General features: G+C 59.2%; 14 protein-coding genes and 1 pseudogene. 2 read left to right on the forward strand and 13 right to left on the reverse strand.

Going from position 1 to position 18,640, the window contains the following annotated elements; all coding sequences use genetic code 11:
* Positions 1-97: 97 nt before the first annotated feature.
* From gudD to kdgD, 3 genes are all read right to left on the reverse strand, one after another.
* A complete protein-coding gene (gudD, locus tag PMI35_RS10670; protein WP_008062187.1) occupies positions 98-1,450 on the reverse strand; it encodes a glucarate dehydratase in 1,353 nt (450 codons plus the stop codon).
* Positions 1,451-1,492: 42 nt separating this feature from the next.
* A complete protein-coding gene (locus PMI35_RS10665) occupies positions 1,493-2,857 on the reverse strand; it encodes an MFS transporter (protein WP_008062189.1) in 1,365 nt (454 codons plus the stop codon).
* An 81-nt stretch (positions 2,858-2,938) separates the two neighbouring features.
* Complete coding sequence (gene kdgD, locus PMI35_RS10660; RefSeq protein ID WP_008062190.1) at positions 2,939-3,850, reverse strand: 5-dehydro-4-deoxyglucarate dehydratase; 912 nt, start codon at positions 3,848-3,850, stop codon at positions 2,939-2,941.
* 371 nt (positions 3,851-4,221) lie between these two features.
* Here kdgD and PMI35_RS10655 point away from each other — a divergent pair, with 371 nt between their 5' ends.
* On the forward strand, positions 4,222-4,932 hold the full coding sequence (locus tag PMI35_RS10655; protein ID WP_008062191.1) for a FadR/GntR family transcriptional regulator: 711 nt from the start codon (positions 4,222-4,224) through the stop codon (positions 4,930-4,932).
* Here the strand turns inward: PMI35_RS10655 and PMI35_RS34125 are convergent.
* From PMI35_RS34125 to PMI35_RS10635, 7 genes and pseudogenes are all read right to left on the reverse strand, one after another.
* Positions 4,850-5,509 (reverse strand): dihydrofolate reductase family protein, encoded by a 660-nt coding sequence (locus tag PMI35_RS34125; RefSeq protein ID WP_008062193.1) that lies wholly within the window; start codon positions 5,507-5,509, stop codon positions 4,850-4,852. The two genes, PMI35_RS10655 and PMI35_RS34125, sit on opposite strands and share 83 nt — an antisense overlap.
* 893 nt (positions 5,510-6,402) lie before the next feature.
* Positions 6,403-6,729 (reverse strand): hypothetical protein, encoded by a 327-nt coding sequence (locus PMI35_RS0132890; protein WP_157295731.1) that lies wholly within the window; start codon positions 6,727-6,729, stop codon positions 6,403-6,405.
* A 165-nt stretch (positions 6,730-6,894) separates the two neighbouring features.
* Positions 6,895-7,074, reverse strand: a pseudogene (locus PMI35_RS35425) (hypothetical protein); the annotation flags it as partial.
* Positions 7,075-7,181: 107 nt separating this feature from the next.
* A complete protein-coding gene (locus PMI35_RS10650) occupies positions 7,182-7,496 on the reverse strand; it encodes a cupin domain-containing protein (RefSeq protein WP_008062195.1) in 315 nt (104 codons plus the stop codon).
* 380 nt (positions 7,497-7,876) lie between these two features.
* The gene (locus tag PMI35_RS10645; RefSeq protein WP_008062205.1) at positions 7,877-8,557 is read right to left on the reverse strand and encodes a GNAT family N-acetyltransferase; all 681 of its coding nucleotides are present in this window, start codon (positions 8,555-8,557) and stop codon (positions 7,877-7,879) included.
* Positions 8,558-8,574: 17 nt separating this feature from the next.
* Complete coding sequence (locus PMI35_RS10640; protein WP_008062206.1) at positions 8,575-9,021, reverse strand: GNAT family N-acetyltransferase; 447 nt, start codon at positions 9,019-9,021, stop codon at positions 8,575-8,577.
* 9 nt (positions 9,022-9,030) lie between these two features.
* Complete coding sequence (locus tag PMI35_RS10635) at positions 9,031-9,654, reverse strand: FMN-binding negative transcriptional regulator (RefSeq protein ID WP_008062207.1); 624 nt, start codon at positions 9,652-9,654, stop codon at positions 9,031-9,033.
* Between the two features lie 90 nt (positions 9,655-9,744).
* Between PMI35_RS10635 and pdxR the strand changes: the two genes are divergently transcribed.
* On the forward strand, positions 9,745-11,277 hold the full coding sequence (gene pdxR, locus PMI35_RS10630) for a MocR-like pyridoxine biosynthesis transcription factor PdxR (RefSeq protein ID WP_008062208.1): 1,533 nt from the start codon (positions 9,745-9,747) through the stop codon (positions 11,275-11,277).
* Positions 11,278-11,309: 32 nt separating this feature from the next.
* Here pdxR and PMI35_RS10625 read toward each other — a convergent pair whose 3' ends face one another.
* From PMI35_RS10625 to PMI35_RS10615, 3 genes are all read right to left on the reverse strand, one after another.
* A complete protein-coding gene (locus PMI35_RS10625) occupies positions 11,310-15,887 on the reverse strand; it encodes a hypothetical protein (protein WP_008062209.1) in 4,578 nt (1,525 codons plus the stop codon).
* A gap of 244 nt (positions 15,888-16,131) precedes the next feature.
* On the reverse strand, positions 16,132-17,232 hold the full coding sequence (locus PMI35_RS10620) for a polyamine ABC transporter substrate-binding protein (protein WP_008062220.1): 1,101 nt from the start codon (positions 17,230-17,232) through the stop codon (positions 16,132-16,134).
* Positions 17,233-17,249: 17 nt separating this feature from the next.
* Entirely contained in the window at positions 17,250-18,278 is a 1,029-nt protein-coding gene (locus tag PMI35_RS10615; RefSeq protein ID WP_008062222.1) for a histone deacetylase family protein, read from the reverse strand.
* Positions 18,279-18,640: the final 362 nt, after the last annotated feature.

The following is an 18,640-nucleotide window of genomic DNA, read 5'->3' on the forward strand; positions in this document are numbered from 1 at the left end:
GATCTCCGTGGGCCTCAGGCTGAGCAGTGGATGCGTGTCTGAAGCCGGTTGATGAGGTGGCGTAGGTCGGGGGCACTTTGGGTGCCCCGCCTGAGGATCAGCGCACCAGGCAAGGTTGCTTGTTATTGAAGCTCCAGCCCGGAATCAGGAACTGCATCGCGACGCTGTCATCCCGCGCGCCGAGCCCCATGCCTTTGTACACTTCGTGGGCCTTGGCCACCGCGTCCAAGTCGATCTCTACACCCAGGCCATGTTTGGTCGGAACCTTGACGTAGCCGCCTTCTATTTTCAGCGGCTCTTTGGTCAGGCGCTGGCCGTCCTGCCAGATCCAGTGGGTGTCGATCGCGGTGATTTCTCCCGGTGCGGCGGCTGCGACTTGAGTGAACATGGCCAGGGAAATATCGAAGTGGTTGTTGGAATGAGAGCCCCAGGTCAGGCCCCATTCGTGACACATCTGGGCCACGCGGACGGAGCCCTGCATCGTCCAGAAGTGCGGGTCGGCAAGCGGGATGTCGACCGATTGCAATTGGATGGCGTGGCCCATTTCGCGCCAGTCGGTCGCGATCATGTTGGTGGCGGTCTTCAGTCCCGTGGCGCGGCGGAATTCAGCCATGACTTCGCGGCCCGAGTAACCGTTTTCCGCGCCGCACGGGTCTTCGGCGTAGGCCAGGACATGATGCTGATCGCGGCACAAGCGGATGGCTTCTTTGAGCGACCAGGCGCCATTGGGGTCGAGGGTGATTCGTGCATCGGGAAAGCGCTCGGCCAGTGCCGTCACCGCTTCGATTTCTTCATCGCCGCTGAGTACACCGCCCTTGAGCTTGAAGTCGTTGAAGCCGTATTTGGCCTTTGCCGCTTCGGCCAGGCGCACGACCGCCTCGGCGGTCATGGCTTTCTCGTGACGCAATCGGAACCAGTCATCATCCGCGTCGGACTCGTTTCGGTAGGCCAGGTTGGTGGCATTGCGATCGCCGACGTAGAACAGGTAGCCGAGCATTTTCACCGCATCGCGTTGCTGCCCTTCGCCCAACAAGGCCGCCACCGGAACCTCGAGGAATTGACCCAGCAAATCGAGCAGGGCGGCTTCCATGGCGGTCACGGCATGAATGGTGATCCGCAGGTCGAAGGTTTGCAGGCCGCGACCGGCCGCGTCACGGGAGGCGAAGGTGGTGCGCATCTGATTGAGGATGCGTTGGTACTGGCCGATGGGCTGGCCGATCACCAGGTTACGAGCGTCTTCGAGGGTCTCGCGGATGCGTTCACCCCCCGGTACTTCGCCCACGCCGGTATTACCGGCGCTGTCCTTGAGAATGACGATGTTGCGAGTGAAGAACGGGCCGTGGGCGCCGCTCAGGTTCAGCAGCATGCTGTCGTGGCCCGCAACGGGTATCACTTGAAAACTGGTGACGACAGGCGACTTGGTGGTGTTGGCAGTATGTTCAGCGTTCATGGCAAGTTCCTATGAATAGAGGTCGTTCAGCGATCAATGGGGTCAGTGCGCTTTGACTGTCGCACCCGTTGGAGCGCCGTTCGGCGATGTCGGCAGGGAGGATGGCTTGGGTGAAGTCCTGGCAAAAAACACCAGTATCGCGGCGAGTACCGAGGTACCGGCCAGGCCATAGAGGCCGCCTTGAATCGAGCCGGTGGTCTGTTCCAGGAAGCCGAAAGTCGTCGGTGCCACGAAACCACCCAGGTTACCGATCGAGTTGATCAGCGCGATGACCGCGGCGGCGATACGGGCATCCAGGTAGCCCTGGGGAATGGGCCAGAACAACGAGGACGCAGACTTGAAGCCGATGGCAGCGAAGCAGATGGCGACGAAGGCGAAGATCGGCCCGCCGGTGGTGGACAGGAACATGCCGGCAGCTGCAATCAACAGGGCGGTGGCGACCCAGGCTTGCTGGAATTTGAACTTGCCCGACAGCGCCGCAAAGGAGTACATGGCGATGATCGAGATCAGCCAGGGAATCGAGTTGAAAAACCCGACCTGTACGTCACTCAGGTCACCCATCTTCTTGATGATGCTGGGAAGCCAGAAGGTCGCGGCGTAGATCGTCAGCTGAATGCAGAAGTACAGGGCGCAAAACAGCAGGATCTGACGATCCTTGAGGAGCTTGCCGATGGTCGGCTTGATGGTCGTCAGGGCTTCACGCTCACGTTGCTCCTGATCGATAGCGCCGACCAGTGCATCTTGCTCTTCTCGCGTCAGCCACTTGGCGTCGTGGGGTTTGGAGTCCAGCCAGAACCAGACAAAACCGCCGATTACGACAGAGGCCAGGCCTTCGATGGCGAACATCCACTGCCAGCCGTGAAAACCAAAACCTTCGATCTGCAACAGGACACCCGACAGCGGGCCGGAAATCAGCGACGCAACGGCAGAACCACTGAGAAAAATCGCAATGGCCTTACCGCGCTCGACGCCTGGCAACCAGCGGGTGAAGTAGTAGATCACGCCAGGGAAGAAGCCTGCTTCGGCCACGCCGAGCAAGAACCGCAGAATGTAGAAGTGGGTTTCGTTCTGGATGAACGCCATCATCGTGGCGACGATGCCCCAGGTGAACATGATGCGCGTCAGCCAGATACGGGCTCCGACTTTTTGCAGCAGCATGTTGGAAGGTACTTCGAAGAGGGCGTAGCCGATGAAAAACAGGCCGGCACCCAGCCCGTAGGCGGCAGCACCGATACCGAGGTCATGTTCCATGTGCGTGCGCACGAAACCGATGTTGACCCGGTCGATGTAGTTGAGGATGAACATGATCACGAAAAGCGGGAGTACATGTCTCTTCACTTTGCTCACGGCGCGCGCGAGAACCGAATCATCTTCTGCAACGACAGATGCATTGTTTGAATTGTTCACAATTCAAATCTCCCACTGATTATTTTTATGCGGGTTTGAGCGTGTCGCCGGCGGCTTGGCCGCCGGTTGTAGCGGGTCGAGCTACTGGGGGCCAAGCTTCCTGATCAGGGCGTCCAGTTCTTCCATTTCATTTGGCAGCAAGTCGGTCAGTGGTGCTCGCACGGGGCCGGCATCGTGGCCCACCAGTTTGGCGCCGGCCTTGACGATACTCACGCCATAGCCTTCGCAGCGATTGCGGATATCCAGGTAAGGCAGGAAGAAATCATCGATGAGCTTGCCCACGGTTTCGTGGTCTTGGGCAGCGATTGCCCGGTAGAACTCCATGGCCGTTTTCGGAATGAAGTTGAATACCGCTGAAGAGTAGACCGGCACGCCCAGCGCTTTATAAGCCGCGGCATACACTTCGGCGGTTGGCAGGCCACCGAGGTAGGTCAGGCGTTCGCCCAGGCGGCGACGAATCGAAACCATGCTTTCAATGTCGCCCACGCCGTCCTTGAATCCGATCAGGTTAGGGCAGCGATCAGCCAGCTTTTCCAGGCTGTCGGCGTTCAATCGGCAGACATTGCGGTTGTAGACCACGACCCCGAAGTCCACTGATTTGCAGACTTGTTCGACGTGAGCGACCAGGCCTTCCTGGCTGGCTTCGGTCAGGTAGTGAGGTAGCAGCAGCACACCCGCCGCGCCGAGACGTTCTGCTTCCTGGGCGTAAGCGATGGCTTGGCGGGTAGGGCCACCGGTGCCGGCGAGAATCGGCACTTCGCCACGGCAGGTGTCCACCGCAACCTTGATGATTTGCGAGTACTCGCTTGCTTCGAGCGAAAAGAATTCGCCTGTGCCGCCCGCCGCGAACAACGCGCTTGCGCCGTAGGGGGCCAGCCATTCAAGGCGCTTGGCATAGGTGTCTGCACGGAAGTCGCCGGCTGCGTTGAAGTCGGTCAACGGAAAAGACAGGAGGCCTTCAGAAAGGATGGACTTGAGTTCTTGAGGATTCATGTGATTCGCCTGCATCGCTGGTTTTTGTCGAGATGTCTGGTGCGCTTGTGTTGATAGACATCATACAAGTGGTTTTTCTGATCTGCAATGCAATGGAGGATGTTTTGTTTTCGGAAGAGGGCGGAAAATAACTTTATTGGGTGCGATGCCCAGTGTCTATTGGGGTTTAAGTGCTTTTCTGGGTGGGGTTTGGGTGGCCTGGCATGTCAGACAAGTGCTAGCTATATCGCTCAATCTGAGGCTAATAGATATGTTGTCATACAAGTAGATGCCGTTCTATGATTCGAACCAGCGGACTACCTCCGCATTTCGCCAGAGAATCTCTGGTGGGTGTTAAGCTCTGCGGAGCAAAATCCTGTGGACTCGAACCTATGCAAATTGAAAGCGGAGCGCCTGTCCGTAGACGATCCAATAATCTGGCTCAGGGCGTGGTGGAAGCACTGACCCAGCGCATCTTGCTCGGACAATTGAAGCCAGGCGAAAAGCTGCCCTCGGAATCGACCATCGTTCTCGAGCATGGCGTGAGCCGCACCGTTGTCCGGGAGGCTATCTCCAAGCTGCAAGCTTCGGGTTTGGTGGAAACACGCCACGGCATCGGCACATTTGTGCTGGAGCAACCCTCCCAGCCAGGGCTGCGCCTGCATGTGGATACGGTTGCAAAAGTCAGGAGCATGCTGGAACTGAGACTGGGCCTGGAGGTGCAGGCCGTTGCGCTGGCAGCCGTTCGCCGCACGGACGATCAGCTCGCGCGCATGCGCCAGGCCTTGAGTGATTACCAGGCGTCGTTGGCCAACAACGACAGTTGCGTCGAGGAAGACAAGCGCTTTCACCAGATCATTGCCGAGGCTACCGGCAATACGTTTTTCACGGAAATCATGCAGCACTTGGGCAATGCCATGATTCCCCGTACCCAGGTGAAGGTCGACGAGCGCGGAGGCGCCGACTTTTCGAAATTGGGGCACCTGGCGAACCTGGAGCATGAAGCGATTTTCAACGCGATCAAGCGCCAGGATCCCGATGCGGCTCGAGCGGCGATGGTGCTGCACCTGACGAACAGCCGGGATCGGTTTTCGGGAGATTGAAGTGGTTCTGTAGCCGTGGAGAGGGAGCTTTCACTCCATCATCGGCTTTCACGTCCAGGATGCATTCGATAGCACCGCTGTGCAGCGTGCGCTGTTTTCTGAGGATGACCTCAAGCGCGCGGTCAACGGGCAGCACAGGAACGCCGGAGCCGAGAAAGACCGGAATGGTGGTGATGAACAGTTGCTGCAACTCCCCGGCGTCGGCAAAACAGGCAGCCGTTTTGCCGCCGCCAACGAGCCAGACATTCTTGCCCTTCGCCGCTTGCCTGGCCCTGGCCGCGATGGCTTCGGCATCACCGCGTACGAAGGTGATATCCAGGTTGGCGGGGACTGACAGATTACGGTTGCTCATGACAAAGGCGGGCACATCCTGGTAAGGCCAGTCATCGGGAGCGTTCGACATGATCCAGTCATAGGTCTGCGACCCCATGACCACCGCTCCGACCGTCTGGTAAAAATCATCATAGGCCGTTGCGTCATCCCCCAGCGCAAAGTTCTCCAGCCAATCCAGTTTGTGTTGTTGAGTGGCAATAAAACCATCCAGGGTGGCGGCTACGTAATAGACCAGCGTCGACATGTGTTTCCTTTTAATCAAGCAGCGGGAAATGACCCGTAAATGAAGAGCCCCCTCTGGTAAGTGGCGAGGAGCGATCGTGATCATTTATTTCGGAAGGGCGAAGATAATGCAGTTTCTACTTGGCAGGGGCTTTGCCTGTTTGACGCTGTTAAGTGCCGCCGCGCATGACAAAGCGCTGCCGCAAAGAGGCATGCCGCTCGGCCACTCTTTCGATACGCGATACCAACCGTGAAGTGGAAAAATCGGTGCCCACGTGAAAAGCCGACTCAAGTAACAGACCAGGGCAGGCCGGGGTCGATAGCCTGCTTTAATCAAAGAGCTTTTTGGCAGATGCACCGTGTACCATCTCCTTGGTAATGGGATAAGCGTGTTTACTTGGCGAAGTAGCAAAATTTTATGTGTCGTGCAGCTTGTAAAGTGATCATTGATCACAAGGTGCAGTTGAGCTTTTGATTTTAAATTTTAGGCGTCGTGCGGCTGTTATAGTTAGATTTATAATTGACTATTTAGGCTGAAAATCAAATGGTAAGTAAGTAACAATGTATTGCAATGGCCCGAAATGACGGGGCGGGAAGCCAACCTCTAGGAATGATCTGTAGGAGTGATCTGAAAAAGCCGAATATCCAATAAATAGAGAAAAAGTGGACAGAGAAAAAGAGAAAAAAGTGAGAAAAAGATGAGTCCATTTTAGTCCCGTCCCTTTTAGTCATACAAGCAGCAGCGTACCGGCGCCTTTGTAAGCAAGCTGGCGTCGTCGGGCTTGGCGCCAGCGTTCGAAGGGGCGTTGCGGCAGGCTTGAGCAGCAGGGCCCGGATGTCGGGCCCTGATTGCGCGACGTTTCAGTTGGAGTTCGTCAGCTCGCAGGAACAAATCCGAGGGATTTCACGCAACAGTTAAAACCAGTATTCTTTTTTTCCTCCGTCATTACTCCTGCTTATCAAGGTTTTTCTGTTCAGATTTGATGTCGGGGTATTGTTTGTGTCTGAGTTGGAAAGAATCGCATTAATTGATGATTCAGCATACTTTTTTCCGTTGTCTTTAACGACTTGCCTTTCTTTCATCCAGCTTTTTAGATCTTCGACAGTGAAGGGCTGAGCAAGATGGCCGAGTTCAGTCGCTTCATAAATTTTTTGAATGAGTGGCATATAGTTTCCATGGCAAGTGCTTTTGCAGATTTTCAGACCTTGAACGTTTGAACGTTTGAACGTTTGAGCGTTCATGTGCGTATTCCAATAATTACGCAGTGATCGAACATTGCAAGAATTTCGTAGTAGGCATTTCTATGTCTATTAAGTGAAGTGACGCTACCAATTTGCCATTGCCGTGTCTACCGTCCACTTTTGGCCGGACAGCGACGGCCTGGCATTGACCGTCGCTGTGGCTGGTCAGCCGCACGGCTGTTTCGCCATTTCCAGGGCGTCATCGAACTCGATCACCAGGTATCTGACGGTACTTTCAAGCTTCGTTTGGCCTGGCAGGAGTTGCACTGCTCTCAGGTTCTTCGTCTTACAATAGATCAGCGATGCCTTGGTTCTCCGTAGCGTGTGGGTGCTGTACATGGTTGGAGGAAAAAAGGGGGAACGACCCACAGAGAGGACAGCCACTTGGCCCGGTAGTCCGTGGCTGTCCAGGTGAGCAAGACTCATCGGTTGTTTTCGATTGGGAGTCGACCTCACTCCTTGATAATGGCGCCGCCTATATGGGCCAGGAAAAACACAGAGTCTTCGAGCGCTTCTGCGTCATGTTGCTCCCCAGGTCCCATTCTCAGATAGTCGCCTGGTGACATTACCAGATCACCGAAGCGGATCTTTCCCGACACCATAAGGATCTCCTCCGGCCCTTCATGGTCATGCAGTGGAAAGCGTGCGCCAGCTTCAAACGCAATAAAGTCCGAACCCGTTCCGTTCTCCCCCCACACGGTGGAAAAGCGAACGCCCGGGATACCGGTTTCTTCGTACTGGCGAGCCGATTTGGTCAAGTGAAGCATGGCTACCTCCTTCTTGAAACGGGTCTGGTAGCCCGTATTTCAAGGATCTATTCAGGTGGTATCGCACAACGTCATTGCATGCAATGGCGTTACTTCCGGCAATCAAACCTTGTTAGTGAGTAGTGTCCCCGCTGGTGGATGTTTAAGCGCCGGAGCAACATAAAGATTAGACATTTTTTTTGTTACGTGGACTACGTAGGACAGGAGGTACGAGACGTCCTCATGTAGTCGTTCGATGGCGCCTTGCGGCAGGCTTGAAAATGACGGTCGAATGCCAGCCGCCACTGTAGGAGCGAGCTTGCTCGCGATGGTCGTCAGGGCACCGCGTGCAGTCAGGCTGCCCTCGTTATCGTTGACGTCCTTCGCGAGCAAGCTCGCTCCTACAGAACAGCATTGCGACACTCCGCCAACCCTTTCACCTGCCCCGAATCCGTCTGGTTTTCATCACTCAACCAGCGTTCGAACCCCGCGCCAATCGCCGGCCATTCCGAGTCGATGATCGAATACCAGGCGGTATCCCGGTTCTGCCCCTTGACCACCATATGCTGGCGGAAGACGCCTTCGAAACTGAAGCCCAGGCGCTCGGCCGCGTATTTGGAGCGGGCGTTGCCGTTGTTGCATTTCCACTCGAGGCGCCGGTAGCCGAGGGCGAACGATTCCTTGGCCAGCAGGTAGACGGCCTCGGTGCTCTTGGGTGAACGTTGCATCGGCGCGCCGAAGGTGACGTGGCCAATTTCGATGCGGCCCTGGGCCGGGACGATCGACATCAGGCTGAGGATGCCTTGCACCTCGCCGCTGGCGCGGTCGATCACGCTGAAGAAGTAGGGGTCGCTGCTGGCGGCGTGGTTGTCCAGCCAGTCGTTGAATGCGCTGCGTTCCGGGAAAGGGCCGTAAGGCAGGTAATCCCACAGTTTCGGGTCGGCGCCTGGACCTTGCAGGGCGTTGAACAAGTCGTCGCCGTGGCGCGCCGGGTCGAGTTTTTCCAGGCGGATGAAACGCCCTTCGATCAGTTGGACCGTCGGGGCCGGGACGCCTTTCCAGTCGGCGAGTGAAGTCGGCATGCTGTTCTCCTTGAACCTTAGATGGCTTTGCGAAACTGGATGAAACCCGGACGCTCGGCGATGCGCTCGTAGAGCTGGATCGCGGTGGCGTTGGTTTCGTGGGTCAGCCAATGCACCTTGTTGCAGCCGTCGGCTTTGGCCGTGGCGTAGACGAATTCGATCAGCTGGCGACCAACACCGGTGCCTCGGGTTTCGGGCGCTACCAGCAGATCCTGCAGGTAGCAGGCGTTTTCAATGCTCCAGTTGGAACGATGGTAGATGAAATGCACCATGCCCACCGCCTTGCCGTCGGCCCAGGCGAGGGCGGCGTGGGTGGGTTCGTTCGGGTCGAGCAGGCGCTGCCAGGTGCTTTGGCTGACGGTGTCTGACAGTTCGGTGTTGTAGAAGCGCAGGTAGGCCTGCCACAGCGGCAGCCATGCGGCGTGGTCGTCGGCGCTGACCGGGCGGATGTCGATCTGACTCATGTTCATTCCTTAGGGCATAAAGTGGGCGAGGGCCCGGTCGTGGGCATCGGGGCTGGCAGCCAGCCCTGCGCGCACGCCGGCGATGTCGCTGGCGTTGCGGTTCTGGCTGAGCTTGCGTTTGCCTTCCAGGCGCTGGATCGGTAGGGCGAAACCGACGATGGCCTTGAGCATGCCGTCGATGTAATCGGCCGGGGCATCGGCGACTTTCCACGGTTGCGCGCGACCGGCTTCGTGGCGATCGGTCAAGGCGCTGACCAGTGAGCGCAGGCGATCGGCATCGGTGAACACTTCAGCGCTGCCATAGGCATGCACGGCCACGTAGTTCCAGGTCGGCACGACTTTGCCGTCCTCGGCTTTGCTCGGGTAGAACCCGGGACTGACATAGGCATCGGCGCCGGCAAAAATGACCAGTGCTTCGGCGCCGTCCTGCAGTGCTTTCCACTGTGGGTTGGCCTTGGCGAAATGGCCATACAGGGTGCCGTTGGGACCCTCGTCGGTATTGAGCAGCAAGGGCAGATGACTGGCTTGCAGGCCGTGTTCGCCATGGGTAACCAGCACGGCGAGGCGGGTGCCGAGGATCTGTTGCTGCAGCTCATGCAAATCGTTGAGGGCAAAGGCGCGGGGCGTATACATGGAAATATTCCTTGGCGAATGCCTGCATCCTAGGCAGGCTATTGGTCTGTTGTAAGAGCCATTAACGACAAATTTCATAGGTCCATTGCCATGACGGATGCGTCGCTGTCCTTGTCCTTCAACCCGGCGGGTATCGAACTCGACCGCCGCCAGGGCTTGAGTCGCCAGCTCTATCAGGCCTTGCGGGTACGGGTGCTCGACGGGCGCCTGGCCAGCGGTACGCGATTGCCGGCGAGTCGGGATCTGGCGGCGGCCCTGGCGATTTCCCGTAACAGCGTGGTGCGGGCCTACGACCAGCTCTACGCCGAAGGGTTTATCGAAGGGCGGGTGGGTGACGGGACCTATGTCGCACAATTGCCCCAAGCACCGTTGCCGGGCAGGAAATCTGCGCCGAAAGTACTGCCGGACGTCGCTGCCAAGGGCCTGGAGGTGCCAGTGGTGCCAGCCGCTAAAGTTGCCCGCAGCGGCGCATTGGCGCGGTTGGAAAACAACCACCTGCCGACGCCTCCCAGCGGTCCGCCGCGGGCCTTTCGGGTCGGCGTGCCGGCCTTCGATCTGTTTCCGTTCGAGGTGTGGGCCAAGCTCAATGCGGCGTTCTGGCGTAAACCGGATCTGCAGCAGCTGTGTTACGGCGCGCCCCAAGGCGATGCGCGATTGCGCGGGATGATCGCCGCGTATTTGCGCAGTTCTCGCGGCATGCAATGCACGGCGGAGCAAATTGTCGTCACCAGCGGCGCGCAGCAAGGGATCAGCCTGTGTGCGCAGTTGCTGGTCGAGCCGGGGGACGGGGTGGCGGTTGAAAACCCCGGGTATCGGGCGGCCGGGCATGCGTTTGCGGTGGCCGGTGGGCGATTGCACGGCATCGCGGTGGACAGCGAGGGCATTGATTGCCGCGAACTGGCGCGCCTGGACGATTGTCGCCTGGCGTACGTGACGCCCTCGCATCAATACCCCTTGGGCGTGGTGATGAGCCTGGCGCGACGCCTGGAATTGCTGGCCTGGGCCGAGCGCAGCCAGGGCTGGATCGTCGAGGACGATTATGACGGCGAGTACCGATACAGCGGCGCACCGCTGGCTCCCTTGGCCGCGCTCGATCGTCACGGGCGGGTGCTCTATGTCGGTACGTTCGGCAAAGTGGCCTTTCCCGCCCTGCGCCTGGGCTACCTGGTGCTGCCGCCGGCATTGGTCGAGGCGTTTGCCCAGCGGCGGGCGGTGGATGTGCGGCATTCCGAGGTGAGCACCCAGGCGGTGATGGCCGAGTTCATGGCCGCCGGACATTTTCAGCGCCACGTGCGGCGCATGCGTCGTGCCGCGTTGAGCCGGCGCAACACGCTATTGGCCAACTGGCCGGCGGACATTGCCGGTGTCGGCCAACTGCCGAGCGTGGCCGCCGGATTGCACATGACGGTGACGGTAGACACGCTGGCCCGCGAACAAGCACTGATAGAAGCCGCGGCCAGCGTCGACGTCGAGATCAATGGCCTGAGCAACTACTGGCTGGCGGATTCGAACAACACACCCGATCAACGCGCCGGGCTGGTATTGGGGTTTGCCGCGGTGCCGGAGGAGGCGATCAGCGCGGCACTCGGAAGATTGAGCAAGGCCTGGCGCAGGACTCGCTGAAAGCGCGAGTCCTGGCAGGCACGGGTTGTTTTTCAGGAACCCGAAGCGGCTGGGTTGTTGGATGACAAGAACAACTCATCCGCCAGTTTCGGGCTGATTTCACTGCGGTACACAGCGATCAACTCGTTGTTGGAGACAGGCTTTCGCTGATCCAGTGCACCGCCGAGCAGGCGTTGGGATTCGGTTTTCAGGTGGGCGGCGGTGTAGGTTTTAGGGGCGGTGTCCGGGCCCGAATAGTGGAAGTGGGCGTACCAAAGCACTTTTGCAGTGCCCTGTTCGCGTATCTCGTACTCCTCGAGATAGTCGTTTTTATGCGCCTTGAGTCGACGTCGGCCGGGTGTCTTGGCGATGGTGATCAGTTTCTTGCTCATCAGCCATTCAACACGGGCCGCGGTGGGGGGCTGTTCCTTGGTCATGCGGATTCGGGTCGCGCGACCTTTGTCGTGGAGCTCTGTCGCGCGTTCGGTGAGCTGTTTGGCCAGTAGTGCGGCTGACCCCGGCCCGTCGTCGGTCGAATTATTATCGGTGAGGGCGTCTTCGATCGTATCGGCTGCTTTTCGCAGGCGATTGGCGTGCAGTTCAAACATCTCCTCGATTTCCGTGGGATTGCGTCCCGCCACCTTCGAATGACCCTCGGTTCGGCGAATGAACGACTGCAATTGATCCACCAGCAGCTGGCCCTTCTGCAGGCTGGTTGGCAAATCAGGACGTACCTGGGCAGGTGCCTGCTCTGGCGCAGATTCATGCTCGACCCACACGCCAGGTGTTTTCTCATGGAAGGTCGCGGTGACTTTTTTGGTCAGTGGTGATATTACGTCGACCCATTCGGTGTTGTCTGCCTCCGAGCGCGCACGGGGTTTGCCGACCACCGTACCTTTGTAACGGGTCTTGATGATGCGTTTCGAGACCGGGGCAGGGCGAGAAGGGCCGGGGGGCGGTTCGAGCGATTTGCGCTCATGCAACAGCTCGGTGAGCTGTTTCACGCTGTGTTCCTTGAATGCTTCGATCCGCTGGCGCATCAGGTCCAGAGGGGGTTGCAGCAACTGCCGCGGGTATTCGCCAGGCAGGTCGAGTATTCGCAGGTCGAGGATGGCGAACTGCTCCACCAACTCACTGAAACCGTCGATCCGCTCAGGCAGGGGCAGTGCATCGTCCTGTTCGGCGAGGTCCAGCGCAGATTGGACGGTCAGGCCCGTATCCTCGACTAGTTGTGTCATGGCTTGTCGGGCCGGCGCCGTGTCCACCCTGGTGCTGTCACTCAGGCAGAGTTCCTGGGCAAGGCTGATCTGGAACAGTTTCAGGTCCTGTAGTGCGAATCGAGGCAGCGCTTCCTTGCCCTCTTTGGCCACTTCCGCCGCTTCCTTGCCCAGCCGCTTCAGCTCTTCGATGCGAGCCTGGGTAAACTCGATCTTGTCGATAAAGCCCTGGGTCAGGTCACTGGTGAGCTGGTGGGTCTGGCGGGGAGTCTGTGTGGCGTCCCCCGGCTCGTTGTCCAGCAGCGCGAGGGATCGACGCATGTGTTCGCCAAACGCCCTGTCTTGCTGCGTGAACCACGTCTTCGTCAGGTACAACTGATGATCCAGGCAGTCGACCAGGACCGCGCGGTAGTTGGGGATCGATTCAATGCTGTTGTAAGCCTTGAGCTGTTCGATGAAAGTGCCGAACTCGACCAAATGCGCATCCAGTGTTTCGATCAGGCGCTGCCGATGGGGGGCGGCCACCTCGGTGGCGGGCGCCGTTACTGCATCCTGCGCGGCATGGAGTTCCTCCATCAGCTGGTCTTTGCGACTTTCAAACGCTGTCAGTTGCTGCTTCAGCGTGTCTTTGCGCTGCTGGTTTTGCAGGGCGAGCGCTTTGCGGCTGCGGCCTCCGCCGCGCAGTCTCAAGCGTGTATCGATGAACCATTGTCCCTGTGCGGAATGAATCAGCAGGGGACCTGTGCGTGACGGTGTCATGCGCGAGTCGATGATTTGCACATCGCCATCGTCGTTGAGCCAGACCTCGAACCAGCGCTGGCCGACCTGGGCATACCACTTTTGCGCGAGCGGGCTCAGGTAGCGGTGGGGGCCGGGTTGGTTCGACGGGTTTTCGAGCCCGGCGGGTTTGGCGATGGCCAACCGGTCCAGCACGGATGCCAGGCTCGCTGGCGACAAAATGCCGAAGGAGTGCAGGGGTGTCGGGTGGTTGTCGGGCAGGTGGTGAGCGACGATGTCGGGCATCTGCGTCACGGTGGTGGCCGCGACCGGTTTTTCGAGCGCTGGCGTGGCGGTCTCAAGGCGGGGGGCGCGCGGCTTGTTGCGCGTGGCGGCGTGGTGCGCCAGGACCATGCCCAAGGTCAGGAACAGATCGGTCAGCGCGGTCCATGCATGCGCGGAATCATCCGCTTCCCGGGCTTCGCGCGCCTGTTCCAGATCGTCCATGATCTGCCAGATCCAGGCGGCCGTCGCAGCCGTACGCCCGAGAAAGGGCAACGTCACATTGAACAGCATCCAGGCCGCTTGTTTGAGGGTAGCCCAACGGCTTTGCGCATTGGACACCGACTGCCGGTCGGCCAGGGTGATCAAGGCGTTGGCGTTGGCGCTGAACAGGGCCGGCAAGGCAGGTTGCGGCATAGGCGACGAACCCAGGGTCACGGCGCCCATCATCCCCAGCAGCGAGGCTGGATCGACCAGCCATTGGGACAAGGTCCAGACGGAAGGCAGCTCGCCAGGGAACACGTACTGCGAGTAATTGAAGCGAACGTCGTCGGCCAGCCAGGCCAGGACCGACTGGCGCAACGCCTTGCTGTGCTTGATGGCGTAGAGCAGGTCCGCTTCGCCGGGGTATTGCAGCAGTGGATGATCGAGCAGTGGCCGATACAGCAGGCAGGGGCCTTTTTCGGCGTGTCGCGGCCCGATCACGAACATGTTGGCGACTTCGTCAGCCTTGCCGTCGTTGCGTCCGCCTGGAATGAAAGCCAGTGGGCGAATGATGATTTCCAGGCCCTCGACATAACGATCCGCTGCCTTTTCCTGCAAGGCCGCGAAGACATAGCGATAACCCAGGTCATCGATGCCGGCTTCGCCACGGATCTTCGATTGCAGCGTTTGCAGCGGTAGCTGAATGCGCAGGTCGTCGGCGTAGAGCTGCTGGCGCCGGGCCGTTTCTTTCGGGTCGTCGAGCAGTGTGCGCTTGATCAGCCCGGGGTAGGTTTCGCCGATGTTCACGGCGCTCACCAGGCTGTCCAGATAGGCCGGCGTCAACCATGACGCCACCGCTGATCCGTCACGGTATTGCACGATTTTGTCACCCCAGGGCAGGGCCGTCAGGTTCTGCAACGCCAGGTCGACGAGAGACAGCGTGACGGTCTCGGTCTTGCCCGGCACCGCAAATGTCCCGAGGATCACCGGGCGCGTGCTGCTGATTTGAACGTCTTCCAGGCGCGGCAGGGTGGCTTGCGGATGATCCTTGGTCATCTGCTCTCGCAAGGCGTTTAACGTAAATTCGCGCAAAGCAGCAATGCCATCGTTGAACGACTTCCCGGCATGTTGCTCGCGCAACAAGGCCAGGTCCATCAAGTGCCGACTGTAGCGAGTGAGGTCTACCGTCGAGGCATCGAGCAGCCAGTCCTGCAGCTGATGCTGGACCTGGCTGAAACGCGTGGGTTGCTGTTGCACGAGCTTTTCGAAATGACCGGGCGCCGCTGCAATCCGTGGCGTCAGCATCGATATCGCCGTCTCACTGAGTGAGCCGATGGCCTGGATTTCCAGGGCGATCAACGCACAGGCCTGCTGCTCGAAAAAATTGCCCGTGGGTTCGTAAAGGCGCCACTGCAGTTTTCGAGCATTTATCGATGAAGTGAAGCGCTTGCGAAGGGCTTCGCTAAATGCTGCCAGCGAGCCGTACTGACTGAATCCGTCGGTGATCGAATGCGTAACGACCAGCGTGCGTTCCCCCAGCGTGCCGACAATGACGGCGGTGTCCATCAGCTGTCGGTGTTCGCTGCGCTGTTGGTCGAGCTCGTCGATGTCGATCAGGCAGGCGCGTGTCTGGTACTTGTCGTGTGCCTGGCGATCGGCCTGTTGCGGGTGGTTGTAGACGGTCAGGGCCAGGGCCCGCTGGTCTTCGTCCCAGTCATCGGGTTTGCCGTCGTTCCAGAGGCTGTGCAGGCCTTCGCTGATTTGATGCCAGCGCGGTTTGTCGGGGGCGATGGTTTCATTCCAGTAGTCCAGTTGTTGTTCCTGGTAGGCCACGAAAAACAGCCGGGCCAGGCGATTGAGCAGGCAGCCGATAGCATCGATCTTTACCGGCAGCTTGATGCCCGGCTCGACGCCCGGTTGCCGGGTCAGGAAATGTTCCCCGTCGATGTAAGTGGCTGTCGCGCCGGACAGGACCAGCCGTACCAGGGCGTCGGTCAGGGATTCGAAGCGGCTGTTGCCGGGCAGGACCTGGTTGTCGGTAAGGGTCCAGACGGGCGTGGCAACCATGGTCAGGTTTGGATCGATGTGCAGTTGCGGATATTCGGTGTCGAGGGCGGTGCGGATCGAGGTCGAAGCGACTTCCCTGATCGAGGGGCCGGTCACCAGTTGAGTGAGAATGTCGTCGGGGTTGCTGGAGGGGGTGGCGGGCATGGCCGTTTCCTGTGTCCGGTGAAGCGCTGAGGGGACAGCGCGGGGTTCGGGCACGGTAGAGGGCAGGTGGGGGCGGGAGGTGGTAGATACTTATTGCAGGCAAAATAGAATTCTGTAGGAGCGTGCGGCGATCCGGCTTGCCCGCGAAGGCGGTCGAAAGGTCAGTGCAATACTCGAGGCCGCTTTCGCCGGCAAGCCGGGCTCCTACAGGATTCTCCGTTTACTCAGTTCCCTGTGTATCGCTTCAAGTCCCCGACTTGATCTTGGTCCACGCCCGGGTGCGTGCGCGTTCGGCATCGCGCGGCAGCGGTTGCAGGGTGTAGAGGGTGCCCATGGCCGCTTCGGTCGGGTACAGGTTCGGGTTGTTGCGAATCGCCGGGTCGACCAGTTCCGTGGCGTCCTTGTTCGGGTTCGGATAACCCACGAAGTCGCTGACCGGCGCGATCACCTGGGGTTGCAGCAGGTAGTTGATGAAGGTGTAGGCGTCTTCCGGATTCTTCGCGCCTTTCGGGATGGAGAGCATGTCGAACCAGATCGGCGCACCTTCCTTGGGCAGGCGCATGTCGACTACCACACCGTTCTTGGCTTCCTTCGCGCGGTTGGCCGCCTGGGAGAAGCTGCCGGAATATCCGACGGCGACGCAGATGTCTCCGTTGGCGATGTCGGCCATGTACTTGGACGAGTGGAAGTAGGTGACGTGCGGACGGATCTTCATCAGCAGCGCTTCAGCCTTGTCGTAGTCCGCAGGCTTTTTGCTGTTTGGGTCCAGGCCAAGGTGTTGCAGGGCCAGGGGCAGGATCTCCGACGGCGAGTCGAGCAGGGCGACGCCGCACTGCTTGAGCTTGCTGATGTTCTCTTCCTTGAAGATCAGGTCCCAGCTGTCCACCGGCGCGTTTTCACCGAGTGCGGCCTTGACCTTGTCCGGGTTGAAACCGATCAGGATGGTGCCGTACATGTACGGGACGGCGAACTTGTTGCCGGGGTCGTTGGCCTCGATCAGCTTCATCAGCTTGGGATCGAGGTGGTTCCAGTTTGGTAGTTTGCTGCGATCCAGTGGCTGGAACACCCCGGCTTCGATCTGCTTGGCCAGGAACACGTTGGACGGCACCACCACATCGTAGCCGGAGTTGCCCGTCAACAGCTTGGCTTCCAGCGCTTCGTTGGTGTCGAAGATGTCATAGACCAGTTTGGTCTGTGGATTCTGGGTCTTGAAATCTTCCAGGGCCTTGGGGGTGATGTAGTCGAACCAGTTGTAGACGCGCAACGTTCGTTCTTCTGCATGAGCGCCGCCACCGAGCACCGTGGCGCACAGGGCCGGAACGATAAACCGCTTGAGATTTTTCATTATTTTGCGATTCCTTGTTAAGCGTTTTCAAAGCCTTCAAGAACGTTGACGGCGTTGATGCCGATCTCTTCTACCGCGTAACCGCCTTCCATCACGAACAGGGTCGGCACGCCAAGCCTGGCGATGCGTTTGCCCATGGCCAGGTAATCGGGGCTGTCGAGCTTGAACTGGGAGATCGGGTCGTCTTTGAACGTATCCACGCCCAGGGACACGACGACGATGTCGGCGCCATAGGTTTCGATCTCGTTGCAGGCCTGCTCCAGCGCCGCGCTCCAGCTATCCCAGCCGCTGCCGGCGGGCAAAGGATAGTTGAAGTTGAAGCCTTCACCGGCGCCTTCGCCGCGCTCGTCCTCATAGCCGAGGAAGAACGGGAACTCGGCTTCCGGGTGGCCATGGATCGAAGTGAACAGCACGTCGCTGCGCTCGTAGAAAATCGACTGGGTGCCGTTGCCGTGGTGGTAGTCGACATCGAGGATCGCGACTTTCTTGTGGCCCTGGTCGAGAAAGGCTTGCGCTGCGATGGCCGCGTTGTTGAGGTAGCAGTAGCCGCCCATCAAGTCACTGGCGGCGTGGTGTCCTGGTGGGCGGCACAGGGCGAAGGCACTGCGGGCGCCGCGCTGGATTTCTGCTTGCGCGGTGAGGGCGACTTGCGCCGCGCTGTACGCTGCTTGCCAGGTGCCGGCGGTGATCGGCGCGCCGCCGTCGAAGCTGTAGTAGCCCAGTTCGCCGTGCAGGCTGGTAGGCTTGATACGACGCAAGGTACGGGCCGGCCAGGTGTAGGGCAGCAAGTCACCGTCGGTGTTGAATGCGGTCCAGCGCGCCCAGGCACCTTTGAAAAAGTCTAGGTAGTCGCGGCTGTGGATGCGTTCGATTGGCCCCAGGCCAAAATCCTTCGGTGCTTCTACCGGGCCCAGGTTCTGCTTTTGCACACGTGACAACACGTGGTCGGCACGCGAAGGCATTTCAAAGCAGGGCTTGAGTTGCCCGTCGATGAGTTCGCATCGGCCGTGGTGCAGGTGGTGATCGTCCGAGTAGATCGTCAGCATTTTATTGTTCTCCGCAGTCGGGTTCGGTTGCTCACAGTCTTGCGGCGCGGACGATTTCGGAGAACGGCAGGAAAGGCCAAAAGGGGATTAATGTGGCCAAAATATTTGACCGAAATTCGCCCCTGCAGATGAGTATTTGGATTGGGTGTATATCCGTTGCTGCGGTAACGGCCACCTATGGTTTCGCCCGGCGAGTCACTTGGAAACACCTGTAGGAGCGAGCCTGCTCGCGATGGAGGTCAACGATAACGCGCCCTGTCTGGATGATCGCGTGGTTTGGCAGTCCATCGCCAGCAGGCTGGCTCCCACAGGGGATTGGGGGTATCTGTAAAAGTCAGGTCGGCTGTCAGGCCGCCTCGCTT

The organism is Pseudomonas sp. GM78 (genome assembly GCF_000282475.1).
Classification (GTDB): Bacteria; Pseudomonadota; Gammaproteobacteria; order Pseudomonadales; family Pseudomonadaceae; genus Aquipseudomonas.